Origin of the sequence: Neorhizobium sp. DAR64860/K0K1 (assembly GCF_050500205.1) — a bacterium.
Taxonomy (GTDB): Bacteria; Pseudomonadota; Alphaproteobacteria; order Rhizobiales; family Rhizobiaceae; genus Neorhizobium; species Neorhizobium soli.
The window spans coordinates 3,312,761-3,330,285 of sequence record NZ_CP191459.1; the positions used below are offsets into that span (position 1 = coordinate 3,312,761).

At 61.8% G+C, this 17,525-nt stretch carries 11 protein-coding genes; all 11 read left to right on the plus strand.

Annotation, left to right across the window (positions count from 1 at the left end; translation table 11 throughout):
• The first annotated feature begins 134 nt into the window (after nucleotides 1-134).
• The 11 genes from ACQY1J_RS20680 to addA all read left to right on the plus strand — a co-directional run bounded on the left by ACQY1J_RS20680 (nucleotide 135) and on the right by addA (nucleotide 17,473).
• A complete protein-coding gene (locus tag ACQY1J_RS20680; RefSeq protein ID WP_092665285.1) occupies nucleotides 135-860 on the plus strand; it encodes a response regulator transcription factor in 726 nt (241 codons plus the stop codon).
• Between the two features lie 112 nt (nucleotides 861-972).
• Nucleotides 973-2,763, plus strand: coding sequence for a stimulus-sensing domain-containing protein (locus tag ACQY1J_RS20685; protein WP_430250728.1), 1,791 nt, complete (start codon nucleotides 973-975; stop codon nucleotides 2,761-2,763).
• A complete protein-coding gene (locus ACQY1J_RS20690) occupies nucleotides 2,760-3,227 on the plus strand; it encodes an HPr kinase/phosphorylase (RefSeq protein ID WP_062577137.1) in 468 nt (155 codons plus the stop codon). The genes ACQY1J_RS20685 and ACQY1J_RS20690 overlap by 4 nt, the downstream gene beginning before the upstream one ends.
• A gap of 127 nt (nucleotides 3,228-3,354) precedes the next feature.
• Nucleotides 3,355-3,756 (plus strand): PTS sugar transporter subunit IIA, encoded by a 402-nt coding sequence (locus ACQY1J_RS20695; RefSeq protein ID WP_062462977.1) that lies wholly within the window; start codon nucleotides 3,355-3,357, stop codon nucleotides 3,754-3,756.
• Nucleotides 3,757-3,773: 17 nt separating this feature from the next.
• Entirely contained in the window at nucleotides 3,774-4,052 is a 279-nt protein-coding gene (locus tag ACQY1J_RS20700) for an HPr family phosphocarrier protein (RefSeq protein ID WP_062577136.1), read from the plus strand.
• A 160-nt stretch (nucleotides 4,053-4,212) separates the two neighbouring features.
• Nucleotides 4,213-5,613 carry an adenosylhomocysteinase gene (gene ahcY, locus ACQY1J_RS20705; RefSeq protein WP_062462971.1) on the plus strand — a complete coding sequence of 467 codons (1,401 nt, stop codon included), beginning with the start codon at nucleotides 4,213-4,215 and terminating at the stop codon, nucleotides 5,611-5,613.
• Between the two features lie 207 nt (nucleotides 5,614-5,820).
• Entirely contained in the window at nucleotides 5,821-8,412 is a 2,592-nt protein-coding gene (locus ACQY1J_RS20710) for an ATP-binding protein (RefSeq protein ID WP_430250729.1), read from the plus strand.
• Nucleotides 8,409-9,926, plus strand: a complete 1,518-nt coding sequence (tsaE, locus tag ACQY1J_RS20715) for a tRNA (adenosine(37)-N6)-threonylcarbamoyltransferase complex ATPase subunit type 1 TsaE (RefSeq protein WP_430250730.1) — start codon at nucleotides 8,409-8,411, stop codon at nucleotides 9,924-9,926. Before ACQY1J_RS20710 ends, tsaE begins: the two co-directional genes overlap by 4 nt.
• Nucleotides 9,927-9,942: 16 nt before the next feature.
• Nucleotides 9,943-10,683 carry a nucleotidyltransferase family protein gene (locus tag ACQY1J_RS20720; RefSeq protein ID WP_430250731.1) on the plus strand — a complete coding sequence of 247 codons (741 nt, stop codon included), beginning with the start codon at nucleotides 9,943-9,945 and terminating at the stop codon, nucleotides 10,681-10,683.
• Nucleotides 10,684-10,686: 3 nt separating this feature from the next.
• Entirely contained in the window at nucleotides 10,687-13,890 is a 3,204-nt protein-coding gene (gene addB / locus ACQY1J_RS20725; protein WP_430250732.1) for a double-strand break repair protein AddB, read from the plus strand.
• Nucleotides 13,883-17,473, plus strand: a complete 3,591-nt coding sequence (gene addA / locus ACQY1J_RS20730; protein ID WP_430250733.1) for a double-strand break repair helicase AddA — start codon at nucleotides 13,883-13,885, stop codon at nucleotides 17,471-17,473. The genes addB and addA overlap by 8 nt, the downstream gene beginning before the upstream one ends.
• Nucleotides 17,474-17,525: the final 52 nt, after the last annotated feature.

Genomic DNA, 17,525 nt, shown 5'->3' on the forward strand with positions numbered 1-17,525 from the left:
GTCCCTACCGACCGTGCGCCTCTTGGCGTTGCCACAATTTGTTCCACCTTTATACTGAAGAAGCGCATGGCTTTCGCCAATTCTGGCTGGGGACATCCAGGAGATGCGCCTATATGACGATGGAGACGGAGAGAATGCAGACAATCGCGCTCGTAGATGACGACCGCAATATCCTGACTTCAGTGTCGATTGCACTGGAAGCCGAAGGGTATAAGGTCGAAACCTATACCGATGGCGCCTCCGCGCTCGACGGGCTGATCGCCCGCCCCCCGCACCTGGCCATCTTCGATATCAAAATGCCGCGCATGGACGGAATGGAGCTGTTGCGACGCCTGCGACAGAAATCCGATCTGCCTGTGATCTTCCTCACCTCCAAGGACGAAGAGATCGACGAGCTGTTCGGGCTCAAGATGGGCGCAGACGATTTCATCACCAAGCCGTTCTCGCAGCGATTGCTCGTCGAGCGCGTGAAGGCGATCCTGCGCCGCTCCAGCGCACGAGAAGCCCAGCAGGCAAGTGGCGGCGTCAAGCCGACCCCGGACCAGTTGGCGGCCCGCACACTGGAACGCGGCCAGCTGGCGATGGACCAGGAACGCCACACCTGCACCTGGAAGGGCGAAGCGGTAACCCTGACGGTCACGGAATTCCTGATCCTGCATTCGCTGGCGCAGCGCCCGGGCGTGGTGAAAAGCCGCGACGCGCTGATGGATGCCGCCTATGACGAACAGGTCTATGTGGACGACCGCACCATCGACAGCCACATCAAACGCCTGCGCAAGAAGTTCAAGATGGTTGACACGGATTTCGACATGATCGAGACGCTGTACGGCGTTGGCTACCGATTCCGCGAGGCTGCGTAACGGTTGCCAGCTCCGAGACCCGGGAGCCTCTAAAAATTCGATCGTGCGGATGCGTAACTTGAAGCCACCGCGGCACAGGGCTTAGACTGTAAGCTCTCTGGAAGGACTGCACGTGGCAGACCGATTGCATGAAACCGGAACGACCAGACCCGCGAGTGCCGGAATACGCCGCGCCTCACGGCGCTTCTGGTCGCGACCGTTCACGCTCATTCGCCGGGTGTTCGGCCACGCGGTGTTTTCCAGCCTCACCCGCCGCATCCTGTTCTTCAACATCGCGGCGACCGTCGTTCTCGTCGCCGGCATCCTCTATCTCAACCAGTTTCGCGAGGGGTTGATCGATGCCCGCGTCGAGAGCCTGCTGACCCAGGGTGAAATCATTGCCGGCGCAATCTCTGCCTCGGCCTCCGTCGATACCAATTCGATCACCATCGATCCGCAGAAGCTTCTCGAACTGCAGGCAGGCCAGAGCATCACGCCGGTGCCGAACGACGAGGACCTCGATTTCCCGATCGACCCCGAGCGGGTCGCGCCCGTGCTGCGGCGGCTGATCTCGCCGACCCGCACCCGCGCCCGACTGTTCGATGCAGACGCAAACCTGCTGCTGGACTCGCGCCACCTCTATTCGCGCGGCCAGGTGCTGCGCTTCGATCTGCCGCCGGTTGAAGATCAGTCGCAGACATGGAGCGAATGGGTTGCCGGCCTCTTCAACCGCATGCTGCAGCCCGGCAACCTGCCGACCTACAAGGAAGCGCCCGGCGGCGATGGCTCGATCTATCCGGAAGTGATGAACGCGCTGACCGGCGTGCGCGGGGCGGTGGTGCGCATTACCGAGCGCGGCGAACTGATCGTGTCCGTCGCGGTTCCGGTCCAGAGGTTCCGCGCCGTCCTGGGCGTCCTGCTTCTCTCGACCCAGGCCGGCGACATCGACAAGATCGTGCATGCGGAGCGGCTTGCGATCATGCGCGTCTTCGGCGTGGCGACCCTCGTCAACATTCTGCTATCGCTGCTTCTGTCGTCCACAATCGCCAATCCGCTGCGCCGGCTCGCTGCCGCTGCCGTTCGGGTGCGTCGCGGTGCCAAGCAGCGTGAAGAGATCCCGGATTTCTCCTATCGTCAGGACGAGATCGGCAACCTGTCGATCGCCGTTCGCGACATGACCAACGCGCTCTACGACCGGATCGACGCGATCGAAAGTTTTGCAGCCGACGTGAGCCATGAGCTGAAGAACCCGCTGACGTCGTTGCGCAGCGCCGTCGAGACGCTGCCGCTCGCCAAGTCCGAGGCCTCGAAACAGAAACTGACCGATATCATTTTCCACGACGTCCGCCGCCTCGACCGGCTGATCAGCGATATCTCCGATGCATCCCGGCTCGACGCGGAGCTTGCCCGGACCGATTCGGCACCTGTCGGCATGGATACGCTGCTCGGCAACCTCGTCGATATTTCCAGACAGATCCGCACCGGCCGCAAACCGGTCGAGATCGATCTGGTCATCGACGCGAAGGGCGGGCAGAAACCAAACTACCTCGTCAACGGCCACGATCTGCGGCTTGGCCAGATCATCACCAACCTTATCGAAAATGCCCGCTCCTTCGTGCCTGAAAAAGGTGGTCGCATTGCCATCCGCCTCGCCCGGGTCAAGGACAAGGTGGTCGTCACCGTGGATGACAACGGTCCGGGCATTCAGGCCGAAAACATCGATCGCATCTTCGAGCGGTTCTACACCGATCGCCCCGATGGCGAGAGCTTCGGCCAGAATTCGGGCCTGGGACTGTCGATCAGCCGTCAGATCGCCGTGGCGCATGGCGGCTCGCTGCAGGCGGAAAACCTTGTCGATCCCCAGACGGAGACGCTCAAGGGCGCGCGCTTCACGCTGTCGCTTCCTTCAGGCGAAGAGCCATGAGCGACACGCAACGGGTCAATATCCATGCAACGGCGATCGTCGTCGGGACCCGCGGCATCCTCTTCACCGGTCCTTCCGGCAGCGGTAAATCCATGCTGGCGTTTGCCTGTCTGAGTGCCGCCAGACGCCAGGGCGTCTTTTCGGCGCTGGTGGCCGACGACCAGGTGTTTGTCTCGCGCGAGAATGATCGCCTCGTCGCACACCGGCCGCAGACGATCGCCGGCCTCATCGAATTGCGCGGCAGTGGCATTATCGAAGTAGACTCCGCCCCGTCAGCTGCCCTCGATCTTGCCGTGCGCGTCCTGTCGTCTCCGAACGACGAACGGTATCCGCCGGACAACGAACGCTTCGCGCTTTCGGGTCTCGGAGACATTCCACTGGTGAGATTATGGTCGCTCTTTCCGGAGCCACTTTCCGCGCTTTCCGGCCTTTTCCCGGCATTTCGAGGGGAGCGACCCTTCTGACCCGATCCGGCTCGCGATTTTTTAACTTGAACTTGATGCGGACATGGCGAAGATGGCTCCCCACCGCTGGACGCCTTTATTGCGTTGCGATATTGGCCGCAAGTTTCCATAGCAGGGGGCAGTTTTCATGATCGGAATTGTGCTTGTCACTCATGGCAAGCTGGCTGAGGAATTTCGACAGGCCGTCGAGCACGTCGTCGGACCTCAGAAATTCATCGAAACCATTTGCATCGGCCCCGAAGACGATATGGACCAGCGGAGGCAGGATATCGTCGATGCGGTCGCCAAGGCCGATGACGGATACGGCGTCATCATCCTCACCGACATGTTCGGCGGTACGCCGTCGAACCTTTCGATCTCAGTGATGGAAAGCGGCAAGACGGAGGTCATCGCCGGCATGAACCTGCCGATGCTGATCAAGCTTGCCGGCGTCCGAAGCGACAACAACATGGAGCGCTCGCTGGTCGAGTCCTCCGAGGCCGGCCGCAAATATATCAACGTCGCAAGCCGCGTGCTCAGCGGAAAATAAGAAAGCACTGCAAACGTATGTCTCCCCTTGCCCCACGGCATTTCACAATCGTCAACAAGCGTGGTCTCCACGCGCGAGCATCGGCCAAGTTCGTGCAGATGGTGGAAAGTTTCGAAGCCGATGTGAGGGTTTCAAGGGATGGATCGACAGTCGGCGGCAATTCCATCATGGGCCTGATGATGCTAGCCGCCAGCACCGGCTGTTCGATCGAGGTTTCCGCAAGCGGCCCGCAGGCTGTTGAAGCGCTCGACGCTCTGGAGGCGCTGGTTGCCAACAAGTTCGGCGAAGAAGCTTGATAACCATAGCAACCGAACGGACATAAACATATAAAGACGTCTTTATGTGTTGGTTGCAAGTTAGCCCTAAGCCTGTTACACCGCTGGCGAGATTTTTCGTCGACGCCCGGATGAACGGAAATCCGTTCCCCTGCCTTCGACACACCACGCGGAGAGCTTTATGAGCACTGACAAGGATTACATCGTCGCGGATATCGAACTTGCTGCCTACGGCCGCAAGGAGCTCGACATCGCCGAAACCGAAATGCCGGGCCTGATGTCGTGCCGCGAGGAATTCGGTGCATCGCAGCCGCTCAAGGGCGCCCGCATCTCCGGTTCGCTGCACATGACGATCCAGACGGCGGTTCTGATCGAGACGCTGAAGGAACTCGGCGCCGACATTCGCTGGGCCTCCTGCAACATCTTCTCGACCCAGGATCATGCCGCTGCTGCCATTGCAGCGTCCGGCATCCCGGTATTTGCCGTGAAGGGTGAATCGCTCACCGAGTACTGGGAATACACCGACAAGATCTTTCAGTGGACGGATGGCGGCTTCTCCAACATGATCCTCGATGATGGTGGCGACGCCACCATGTACATCCTGCTCGGCGCCCGCGCCGAAGCCGGTGAGGACGTTCTTTCCGTGCCCACATCGGAAGAAGAAGAGATCCTGTTCGCGCAGATTAAGAAGCGTCTTGCCGCTTCGCCAGGCTGGTTCACCAAGCAGCGCGATGCGATCAAGGGTGTGACCGAAGAGACCACCACAGGCGTTCACCGCCTTTATGATCTTTCCAAGAAGGGCCTGCTGCCCTTCCCGGCCATCAACGTCAACGACTCCGTCACCAAGTCGAAGTTCGACAACAAGTACGGCTGCAAGGAATCGCTGGTCGACGGCATTCGCCGCGGCACCGACGTGATGATGGCCGGCAAGGTCGCCGTCGTCTGCGGTTACGGCGATGTCGGCAAGGGTTCGGCTGCTTCGCTCCAGGGCGCCGGTGCTCGCGTCAAGGTCACGGAAGTCGATCCGATCTGCGCCCTGCAGGCTGCCATGGACGGGTTTGAAGTTGTCGTGCTCGAAGACGTCGTTGCCTCGGCCGATATCTTCATCACCACTACCGGCAACAAGGACGTCATCCGCATCGAGCATATGCGCGAGATGAAGGATATGGCGATCGTCGGCAATATCGGCCATTTCGATAACGAGATCCAGGTTGCGGCGCTGAAGAACCTGAAGTGGACCAACGTGAAGCCGCAGGTCGACATGATCGAGTTCCCGAAGGGCAACCGGATGATCCTTCTGTCGGAAGGTCGCCTTCTCAACCTCGGAAATGCTACCGGCCATCCGTCCTTCGTCATGTCCGCCTCGTTCACCAACCAGACGCTGGCCCAGATCGAGCTGTTCACGAAGCAGGGCGAGTACAAGAACGAGGTCTATATCCTGCCCAAGCACCTCGACGAAAAAGTTGCCCGTCTTCACCTCGGAAGGCTCGGCGTGACGCTGACCAAACTTTCTGACGAACAGGCTGCTTATATCGGCGTCTCGTCGCAGGGTCCGTTCAAGGCTGAACACTACCGCTACTGATCCGTAGCCGAACAATCCACAACATCTTGTGGCCGCAGCCTTGACAAAGGCTGCGGCTTCTTTTTTGGCCCCGCGCCTTCCCGCTCTCTGCCGCGGCAGGTATTGTTACAGCTCTTGATTCGTACTCGTTCGAGCCTCCGGCTTCGGGCAAGGTGCGATGTGGTATGTCTTGTCGATAAGCGGCAATTGGACGGAGACAGACCGGTCATGTCGGTAAGAAAAACGAGCCTGCGAAAGCAGGCCGATCTCATTTGTGGCGTGGCGATGAGCTGCGGCCTGGACGCTTGTAAAGAGGCGGCAAATGGGCGGTGGAAGAAAGACCTTGCCCGGCTTGCGCCGGTGAGCTTGGCACGTTCGGCTGCAGCGTTCCTGGCGGGGACGGTGCTCTCAGGCGTGGCTGGGATGGCGCATGCACAGGAGGCCGGCACGGTCGGTCCGCACATGTTCTCGTCGACCCAGGTGATCTGGTCGTCGCTGCTGCTTGGCGCGCTGGGGGCTGCCCTGCTGTCGGCCGTCTGGCTGGTTCGCCAGCGCGGCAACATGGAAGCCGAAACCCAGGATATGCGCAGCGCGCTTTCGGATGCGCAGCAGCGGATTTCCAAGTACGAAGCGCTGATCGCCGACAAGAACCGCCGCATCGTGGTGTGGGAAAGCGGCTACTCCAAACCTGAGTTCCTGGGCCAGTTGCCGGCTGAAACCGGTGCGCCGCAGCAGGATCGCGATTTTCTCGCCTTCGGCCGCTGGCTGCGCTCTTCCTCGGCAATCGAGCTGGAAAAGGCGATCGACGCTCTGCGCGGCGAAGCCCGCAGCTTCGATCTGGTTCTTGAAACCAACCGCGACGAAATCCTTGAGGTGCAGGGCCGCGTTTCGGGCGGAAAGGCGTTTGTCCGCTTTATCGCGCTCAACAACCTGCGCGCCGAGCTTGCCGAACTGAAGATCGAACGCGAACGGCTGACCCACTCCATCTCGCTTTTCCACTCGCTGCTTGACACGATCGAACAGCCGGTCTGGCAGCGCGACGCACAGGGCAGGCTTGCCTGGGTCAACCACGCCTATAGCGATGCCGTGGAAGCCAAGGTTCCGACGCAGGCCGTTGACGAAAGCCGCGAATTCCTGGGCACGATCGCGCGTGAGAAAATCCGCGCCGTCGCAACAGCCAACTCGCCTTTCCACGACCGCATCTCCACTGTCGTGCGCGGCAATCGTACCGTGTTCGACGTTGTCGATGTCGTAGCAACGAACGGTTCCGTCGGCATTGCGATCGATGTGTCGGAAGCCGAATCGGTGCGCGAAGAGCTGAAGCGGACGCTCAACAGCCACGCCGAAACGCTGGACCATCTCGCGACACCCGTCGCCATCTTTGACGGCGAACGGCGGCTGCAATTCTACAACCAGGCTTTCGTCCAGCTGTGGGGCCTTTCCCTGCCCTTCCTCGAATCGCGGCCGGATAATTCCGAACTGCTCGACAAGCTGCGGGCCAACGGCAAGCTGCCGGAAGAGCTGAGCTGGCGCAACTGGAAGGAATCGGCGCTGTCGATCTACCAGGCGCTCGATACCAAGACCGATACCTGGCATCTGCCGAACGGCCAGACGCTGCGCGTCATCGCCACCGCGCACCCTCGCGGCGGCGCCACCTGGGTGTTCGAAAACCTCACCGAACAGGTCGATCTCGAAACCCGTTACAACACGCTGGTCAAGGTTCAGGGCGAAACGATCGACCACCTTGCAGAAGGCGTGGCCGTGTTCGGCCCGGACGGCCGAATCACACTGTCCAACCCCGCTTTCCGTGCGCTCTGGGGCGTGACCGCCGACGAGACAAAGCCGGGCACCCATATCAAGGCGATCGAGAAAGCCTGCGCGCCATCCTATGACGAGCCGGACGGCTGGCGTCATTTCGGGCAGATGCTGACCAATTTCGATGACGAACGGGCCTCGATACAGGGAACGTTCGAGCTCTATTCCGGCCTGATCCTTGATTATGCCGCGACGCCTTTGCCCAATGCCCAGACGATGTTCACCTTCGTCGACATGACGGCCAGCGCGCGCGCCGAGCGGGCACTCAAGGAAAAGAACGAGGCGCTGCAGAAGGCAGACGAGCTGAAGAACGATTTCGTCCAGCATGTTTCCTACGAGCTGCGCTCGCCGCTGACCAACATCATTGGCTTCACGGATCTCCTGAAGACGCCCGGCATGGGCGAATTGAACGAGCGGCAGGCCGAATATATCGACCACATCTCCACGTCCTCGTCGGTGCTTCTCACCATCGTCAACGATATCCTTGATCTCGCGACCGTCGATGCCGGCATCATGCAGCTGAACTATTCGCAGCTGGCCGTGGACGAGCTTTTGGACGACGTAGCGATGCAGATCGCCGACCGGCTCCACGAAAATACGGTGACGCTGGAAATCATCGCGCCGACGGCACTCGGAACCGTGTTTGCCGACGAGCAGCGGCTGAAGCAGATCCTGATCAAGCTTCTGATGAACGCCACAAATTTTGCGCCCGAGGGGTCCGCGATCTCGCTGAATTGCTGGCGCGACGAGAGCAACGTGTTCTTCTCGGTAACTGACAGAGGCCCCGGCATTCCTCCTGACATGCTGAAAACGGTGTTCGACCGGTTCAAGGCGAACGCCAAGGGCGGCAAGCGCAGCGGTGCAGGCCTTGGTCTTTCGATCGTCGAAAGCTTCGTCACCCTCCACAACGGCGACGTCTCGATCGACAGCCGGGCCGGACAGGGAACGGTGGTCACCTGCCGCATTCCGGTTGGATCGCGGGCTCGTTCGGTCGCTGCCGAATGATCGCTGCGCCTGGCGATAGCATTGTCGTGACACTGGCCGACGAGGCCGAGACAATTCTGTTCGGCGAGGATCTGGTGCTGGCGCTGAAGGCCGGCGACTGCCTGGCCCTTTCCGGCGATCTCGGCGCCGGCAAATCGACGCTGGCGCGTGCCTTCCTTCGGGCTATGGCAGACCAGGACGATCTGGAAGTACCGAGCCCCACCTTCACGCTGGCCCAGATATACGACCTGCGCGTTCCCGTGGTGCATTTCGATCTCTACCGGCTGGCCGATCCATCCGAGCTCGACGAGCTTGGTTTCGACGAAGCGCTTTCCTCCGGCATCTGCCTTGTCGAATGGCCGGAAATGGGCGGCGATCTCCTGCCCGCAGATCGCATCACGCTCACGCTCGAGCATGAGACCATTGGCCGGCGGGCGACGATCACGGCACCGGAAGCAGCCTTGGCCCGCATTCGCCGGGTGATCGCCATCCGCGAGTTTCTTCGCGCAAACGGCCACGCCAATGGCCGACGCCGGTTCCTGACCGGCGATGCCTCGATGCGGGCCTATGAAACGGTTCTGAGCGAATCAGGCGAAACGGTGATCCTGATGGACTGGCCGAAGCGGCCCGAGGGTCCGCCGGTTCTCGACGGCAAGCCGTATCCGAAAGTGGCGCATATCGCCGAGGATGCCTATCCGTTCGTGGCGATCTCCGATTACCTGCGCGGCATCGGCCTTTGCGCGCCTGAAGTTCTTGCCGTGGATTACGACCAGGGCATTCTTCTCATCGAGAACCTCGGTCAGGATGGCGTGCTCGACGAGGACGGACAGCCGATCGGCGAACGTTACCGCGAAAGCGTCGTGGCGCTGGCCTATCTGCATGGCCATGAGATCCTCCAGGATCTTCCCGTCGCCGGGTCCAGCACGCATCACATTCCGGATTTCGATCCGGTTGCGATGAAGATGGAAGCGCGGCTTCTGCTCGACTGGTATCTGCCGTGGAAGCGGGGCGGACAGGCTGGAGAGGACGAGCGAGAAGAGTATCTCTCGATCTGGGACGGGCTGATCGCAGAGCTCGGCTCTGCAGAGAAGAACCTGCTGCTGCGCGATTTCCATTCGCCCAACATCATCTGGCGTTCACAGGCGTCGGGCGTGCATCAGGTGGGCCTGATCGATTTTCAGGATGCGATGATCGGCCCGACGGCTTACGACCTCGCGTCGCTGGTCCAGGACGCCCGCGTCGATATTCCCAAGGTTCTGGCCGATCAGATGATGATCGACTACCTGACGCTGCGCCGCGCACTGGGCGGATTTGACGAAGCGGGTTTCCTGAAATCCTGGGCGATCATGGCGGCACAGCGCAACTGCAAGCTTGCCGGGCTCTGGGTTCGACTGCGGGAACGCGACGGCAAGCCGCACTATATGAAGCATATGTCGCGAACATTGCGCCATCTTTCGACGGCACTCGCGCATGAAGCACTCGCGCCCTTGCGCGATTGGTGCCACAGAGCTGGTATAGAGCTTCCCGAATCATAAATACGGTTGCATGGACATGACCAACGCCCCGATCACGCAGGCTATGGTGCTGGCGGCAGGGCTCGGTACCCGGCTTCGCCCGATCACCGATACGATGCCGAAGCCACTGGTATCCGTTTCCGGAAAGCCGATGATCGATTACGGGCTCGATGCCCTGGCAGACGTCGGCGTGACGCATGCGGTCGTCAACGTCCATCACTTCGCCGACCGGATGGAAGCGCATCTCGCCGCCTATCCGCGCCTTGAGATCATCGTGTCCGACGAGCGGGCGCAGCTGATGAATTCGGGTGGCGGACTGAAGCAGGGTCTGTCTCTGCTCATCCCCGGCTTTGTCTTCGTCATGAATGCCGACCTGTTCTGGATCGGCGAAAAGCCTGGCGAGCCCACCAATCTTGAGCGCCTGGCCGGGTTTTTCGATCCGCAATGCATGGATATGGCGCTGCTCTGCGTGCCGCTGGAGCGCACCACCGGACACAACGGCAAGAAGGATTTTCAGCTGTCCTCCGACGGCCGGCTTTCGCGTTACGTTGAAGGCGAAGATAACCCGGTCGTCTATGCGGGCGCGATCGTTATGCACACGTCCCTTCTCCACGACGCGCCTGACGATGCCTTCAATCTCAACATCTATTTCGACCGCGCGATCCAGAACGATCGGCTGTTCGGCCATGTGATGGATGGCGAATGGATCACCGTCGGCACGCCGGAAGCGCTTCCTGAAGCCGAAGCCGTGATCGCCCGCCACAAAGCGGGGGCCTGATCGATGTCGGATGTATCGCCGAACCACCTCTTCTCCATCCCGTCAGGTGGGCCTTTCCTGAAGACGCTAGCCGCAGCACTCTGCGACGGGCGGCTGAACGAGACGTTTCGCTACGATCCCCAAAATCCGCTGTCGCTGGCTGACGTCACAATTTTTGTGCCGACCCGCCGTTCGGCGCGTGTGCTGCGCTCGGAATTCGTCGATCTTCTCGGCGGTCGCGCCGCGATCCTGCCGGTCATCCGGCCGCTTGGCGAAACCGACGACGATCAGGGGTTTTTCGATCTCGTGGCGCCCGAGGAAATGGATCTGGCCCTCCCGATCGGCGGCACGGCGCGACTTCTCGAACTTGGCCGGCTGATCCTTGCCTGGCGCAACCAGCTGCCGAAGATCGTGCTGGATGTGCATTCGGAATCGCCGCTGGTGGCGCCCGCAAGCCCTGCGGATGCGATCTGGCTTGCCCGGGCGCTGGCGGAACTGATCGATGCGATCGAGACCGAGGAACGCGACTGGAAGGATCTCGACAATCTCCAGACCGGCGAACATGCGCTGTGGTGGCAGCTGACGGCCGAATTCCTGAAGATCGCCAGCGGTTTCTGGCCGACGCGGCTTGAAGAGCTGAAACGCTCTTCGCCGGCAAAGCATCGTGCTTCAATCCTGCGCGGAGAGGCGCGTCGGATTACCGAGCGGGAGCACAAGGGGCCCGTGATTGTTGCAGGATCCACAGGCTCTGTTCCGGCAGCGGCCGAGCTGATCGCGGCGATCTCCAGGCTTGCCGAAGGCACGGTTGTCCTGCCGGGCCTCGACATGACGATGCCGCAGGACCAGTGGGACATGGTCGGCGAGGAAACCTTCGACGGCAAGCCCGACCCTTCGAGCCGCAGCCATCCGCAATTCGGTTTGTCCCGCCTGTTGAAGAAGATCGGTGCCACGCGCGAGGATGTCACTGTCATCGGCGAGACGCAGGCCGATCTTGCCTTTCGCGCCGAGGCGATCTCGCAGGCGCTGGTGCCTGCAAAGGCGACGGATCGCTGGAGTACGTGGCGCCAGGACGCCGATGCTGAAAGACTGCGCGGCGCCTTTGCCGATGTGGCACTGATCGAAGCTGCAAACGAGCGCGAGGAAGCGGTGGCGATTGCCATCGCCTTGCGGCTGGCGCTGGAAAAACCCGGACGAAACGGTGGCGAGGCCCAGGCAGCGCTGATCACGCCCGACCGCGCGCTTGGCCGCCGCGTCACCGCAGAACTTGCCCGTTTCGGCATCCTCGCCGACGATTCGGCAGGTTCCGCCCTTTCCGGCACGCCGCAGGGCACGCTGACCCAGCTTCTGCTCGAAGCGACGCTTCGCCCGGGCGACCCTGTGGCAATCGTCGGCCTGCTCAAACATCCGCTGATCCGGCTCGGCCTTCCTCCGGCGGAGTTGCGCGCCGCGATCGATGCGCTGGAAGTGCTGGCACTCCGCGGTGGCGTCGGCGACATGGATATTTCAGCACTCGAGCCGCTTCTCGATGCGCAGCTGACCCTGATCCTTGAAGACCGGCACATGCCGCATTGGCGCAGCTCGTTGCCCGAAGGCGCGGTCGGTCAGGCAAAGGATATCGCAAAGCGGATATCGACAGCGGTCGAACCGCTGGTCAGCGCCTTTATCCGCCGCCGTCCCGATGGGCGCGGGCTGACGGCAAGACTGACGCTGTCTGATTGGGCGACCCGCACCGGGCGCGCGCTCGAAGCGCTGTGCATCGATGAGCGCGGTGATCTCTCGGCACTGTGGTCCGGAGAGCCGGGCGAACGTCTCTCGGGCCTGCTCGGCGAAGTCATCGAGACGGAAGGCCAGATCGAGGCCGACGGACCGCAGTGGATCGACATCGTCATGGCGCTGACGACAGGCGAAGCGGTGAAGCCGCGTTCGCTGGCGCATCCGCGCGTGTTTATCTTCGGCACGCTGGAAGCACGGTTGCAGAGCGTCGATACAATGATCCTCGGCGGTCTCAACGAGGGCTCCTGGCCGGGACAGACGGTCAACAATCCGTTCCTGTCGCGCTCGATGAAGACCGACATGGGGCTGGAACCGCCCGAGCGGCGGATCGGCCAGCTTGCGCACGATTTCGAAATGGCCTGCGGCACCCGCAACCTGATCTTTTCCCGCTCCACACGACAGGGATCGACGCCGACGGTTGCCTCCCGCTGGCTGCAGAGATTGTTGGCGCTGGGCGGCAAAAGCTTTGCCGACGAATTGAAGGCGCGCGGCAAGGATGTTCTGCATTGGGCGTCGCTGATCGATCGTGGCGACAACCAGCAGCAGGCCAGGCGCCCTGCCCCCAAACCGCCGGCGGAGCTGCAGCCGGTCAAATATTCGTTCAGCGAAGTCGGACGGCTGCGTCGCGACCCCTATTCGATCTATGCACGGCGTATCCTCAAACTCGATCCGCTGGCGCCGTTCAACGAAGATCCGGGTGCGGCACAGCGCGGCACGCTCTACCACGCCATTATCGACCGCTATACGCGCGAAAGCCACAAGCCCGGCACGCCGGTTTCACGTGAAGCAATGCAGCGCATCACGCGGGAGCTGTTCGACGCCGAACAGCTCCCGCCGCATATCGACCGGGTCTGGCGGCCGCGCTTCGTCGAGGTCGCGCGGGCGTTTCTCGACTGGGAAGAGCGTCGCGCACCGGAAGTCCGCAGCAGCGTTACGGAAGCCGGTGCCGGTTTCGAGGTTGAGAGTGCCGGCATCCGTGTCACCGGCATTGCGGACCGGATCGACATCAAGCGCTCCGGCGAGGCTGACATCATCGACTACAAGACCGGCCTCAACCCTTCCGTCCTACAGGCGCGGTCGCTGCTCGACCCGCAACTTGCCTTGGAGGCAGCGGCGCTGCAGGCAGGCGCCTTCAAGACGATGGGCATCCAGCGGCCCGGCGATCTTCTTTATGTCCGGCTTCGACCCGGCGACCGGTTCAAGGAAGACCGGATCAACAATGAGGGCGCAACCGCGAATGCCAAACGCCAGCCGAAATCGGCGATCGATCTGGCGCAGGAATCGATCGACCAGCTGACCAAGTTCGTCGTCAAGCTGCGTCAGGGCGATGCGGGGTTCGCCTCGCGGCTGGTCCCGTTTGCTCAGGGTGATTTCGGAGGTGAATACGATCACCTCGCCCGCGTTGCCGAGTGGTCGACCGCGGATGACGACGGAGAGGCAGACGCCGATGAGTGATCTTTTCACCGACCTTCCGGATAACCCGGCTTCGGACCTGCCGGATGGTGACGACCCGATCCACTGGATCGATTGGACCACGGTTCAGCAATCGCGTGCCTCGGACCCGGCCAGTTCCGCCTGGGTGTCGGCCAATGCCGGCTCCGGCAAGACGCATGTGCTAACCCAGCGGGTAATCCGGCTTCTGCTTGCCGGCTGCCGTCCCTCAGCCATCCTATGCCTCACTTATACAAAGGCCGCGGCATCGGAAATGTCGAACCGTGTGTTTCAGCGGTTGTCCGAGTGGACGGTTCTGTCCGACGCGGAGTTGCGGGCGAGGATTGCGGCTATCGAAGGTCGTGAGCCGGATTCCTCGACGATTTCCGAGGCGCGGCGCCTGTTTGCGAAGGCGCTGGAAACGCCGGGTGGTCTCAAAATCCAGACGATCCACGCCTTCTGCGAAGCTCTGCTGCACCAGTTTCCGCTGGAGGCCAATGTGGCAGGCCATTTTTCCGTGCTCGACGACCGCGCTGCCACCGCCCTTCTCTCCGAAGCGCGTCGTTCGCTGCTGACGGCCACATCCGCCGAAGATGATCCGGATCTGGCGGAAGCCTTTGCGCATGTTCTCGATCTCGGCGACGAGTTCGGGCTGGAAGCGCTGCTGTCCGACATCGTTGCAAGACGCACGGCGATCCGCAAATTTACGGCGCAGGCGGAGAAGAACGGCGGCATCGGCCCGGAACTGAAGCGGGTCCTGGGGCTCGATCCTGCCGATAGCGAAGACAGCATTGCCGCCACCTATTGGCCGCTGCCCCAGCTTTCCGGCATCACGCTCGACCTCTATCTGTCGCTTGCCGACCAGAAGGGCGGCTCGACCGTGCATGAGGTGGCCTATGGTTTGCGCCTGGTCGCCAAGGAGACGGATGTCTTCAAGCGTGCCGCCTATCTCGATTCCATCTTCCTCACGGCCAAGGGCACGGTGAAGGCGGATCGCAGCCTGATCGCCAGCGCCATGACCAAGATCGCGCCGGAGCTTGCCGGCGCGATCGATGCGGCGCGAGAGCATGTTCTGAGCTGCCGGAACCGTTTGCGGCTGTTTCGCCTGTTTGCCGCCACCAAGGCGGCGCTGACGCTCGCCGCACGTCTCACCGACGACTACGAGGACCTGAAACGGGGCCGCAGCCTTCTCGATTTCGAGGATCTGATTGCCCGCACCGCCGATCTCCTCACCCGCGATGGCGTCGGCGCCTGGGTGCACTACAAGCTCGACCAGGGCATCGACCACATCCTGGTCGACGAGGCGCAGGATACCAGCCCGATCCAGTGGACCGTGATCAAGTCGCTGGCGGAGGACTTTTATTCCGGCAACAGCGCGCGCGATACGCGCCGGACGATGTTTGCGGTCGGTGACGAGAAACAGTCGATCTACTCGTTCCAGGGCGCGCGGCCGGAGCGGTTTGCCGAGGAACGCAGCGCGACGCAGAGACAGGTCGCGGCCAGCGGTCAGCCGTTCCACGCCATTCGCCTGCCGCTGTCCTTCCGGTCGACAGCCGACATTCTTTCTGCCGTCGATCAGGTGTTCTCGATCGAGGAAAATGCCAAAGGACTGTCCGCGATCGGCGATCCGGTTCAGCACCGTTCCAACCGCATGGGTCATCCCGGCGCGGTCGATCTGTGGGACGTGGTGGCGCCCGAAGTGTCCGAACAGGAAGACGACTGGACCGCGCCGTTCGATTCGACCCCGGACAAGGCAACGGCCGCTATCCTTGCGTCGCGCATTGCCGCCCGGATCGGCGAGATGATCGGCCGCGAGACGGTCATCGAAAAGGGCGTGGAACGGCCGATCGAGCCGGGCGACATTCTCGTTCTCGTGAGAAAACGCGACGCCTTCGTCAACGCGCTGACGCGGGCGCTGAAACGCCGCGACAACATTCCCGTCGCCGGTGCCGACCGGTTGAAGCTGACGAGCCATATCGCGGTGCAGGATCTGCTGGCGCTCGGTCGTTTCCTGCTCCTACCGCAGGATGACTTGTCGCTCGCAGCGCTTCTCAAAAGCCCGCTATTCGATCTGGCCGAAGACGACGTGTTCGAGGTTGCGGCGCTCAGAGCCGAAAATGACAGCGCCTGGACACAGCTAAAGCGTCTTGCCGAAGAACAGCCACTACGGTTTAACGATGCCGCCGAGCGCCTGCAGCATCTGCTGATGCTGTCCCGTATGCTCAGCCCGCATGATCTCTATGCCCGCATTCTGGGACAATATGGCGGACGGCGGAAGTTTCTCGGACGGCTCGGCACCGAGGCTGGCGACATTCTGGACGAGTTCCTGACGTTCGCGCTCGATCACGAGACATCCGGCCTGCCCGGCCTGCAGGCTTTCGTATCCACGCTGGAGCTGGAAAGCCCCGAGGTGAAGCGCGAACAGGATGGTGGCCGCAACGAGGTGCGGATCATGACCGTACATGCTTCCAAGGGCCTCGAAGCGCCGGTCGTGTTCCTCGTCGACAGCAACTCGAAATCCTTCATTCCGTCGCATGTGCCGAAATTCCGGTTGCTGAAGACCGTCCATGGCGATGTTCCGGCCTGGCTTGCGGGCAAGACGCTGTCTAATCCGCTGACGGCGGCCGACGACGAACGGCTGAAGACCTCTGCCGAAGAAGAGTACCGGCGGCTTCTCTATGTGGGCATGACCCGCGCTGCCGATCATCTGGTGATTTGCGGCTATCGTGGCAGCCGCGACAACCCTGACAGCTGGCAGGCGATGATCGCGCGGGCCTTGTCGGCGAGCGGTCAGCATTGCAGCCCGACTACATTCTCCGGACCCGAGGGCGAGTGGAACGGCCTGTCCTGGCGTTTGCCCCAGGCGCCCGGCAAGGCTGCTGCCAAAGCGGACCACGCAGGTGCAGGCGGCTCGGAACGGGAGGCATTCGCCCCTACCCTGCCCACTGCCCTCTCCCGGCCGCTTCCCCCACGAAAAATCCTGCCGAGGCCACTTAGCCCGTCTGGTGCCGGCACGATGATCGATGACGACGATGATGATCTGATCGTCACATCGCCCCTGTTTGGAGAAAAGGCGACCGGCAGCCTGGCACTGCAAAAAGGCAAGCTGGTGCATCGGATGCTGCAGATGCTGACCGACTTTCCGGACGGTGAGCGCGAGGGTGCAGCCCGGCGTTATGCCGACCGCGCCGCCCGCTTCTGGCCGCCGGCTGAGCGACAGAAGCTAGTTGAGAGCGTCATGTCTGTTCTGTCCCTTCCCGAGCTCGCGCCGGTATTTTCTGCGCGCAGCCAGTCGGAGGTCTCGATCATGGGGACGCTGACGCTGGAGGGGCAGGACTATGCGATTTCCGGCCGGATTGACCGGCTGGTCGAGATGGAGGACCGCGTCATCATCCTCGATTACAAGACGAACCGCTTTCCGCCGGGCACTGCGGAAGACGTGCCATTGACCCACAGGGCACAGCTCTCCATCTACCGCGAAATCCTCACGCCTCTTTATCCGGGCAAAGCGATCGACTGCGTGCTCGTCTACACCGAGACAGCAAAGGTAATCCCGCTGGGTGTGGAGCTGATGTCCCGTTCGCTTGCAGAACTTAAGACAAAGTGACATGACGGACATTGAAAATAGTGAGTGCCGATCTCACATCTGGGTCAACAAG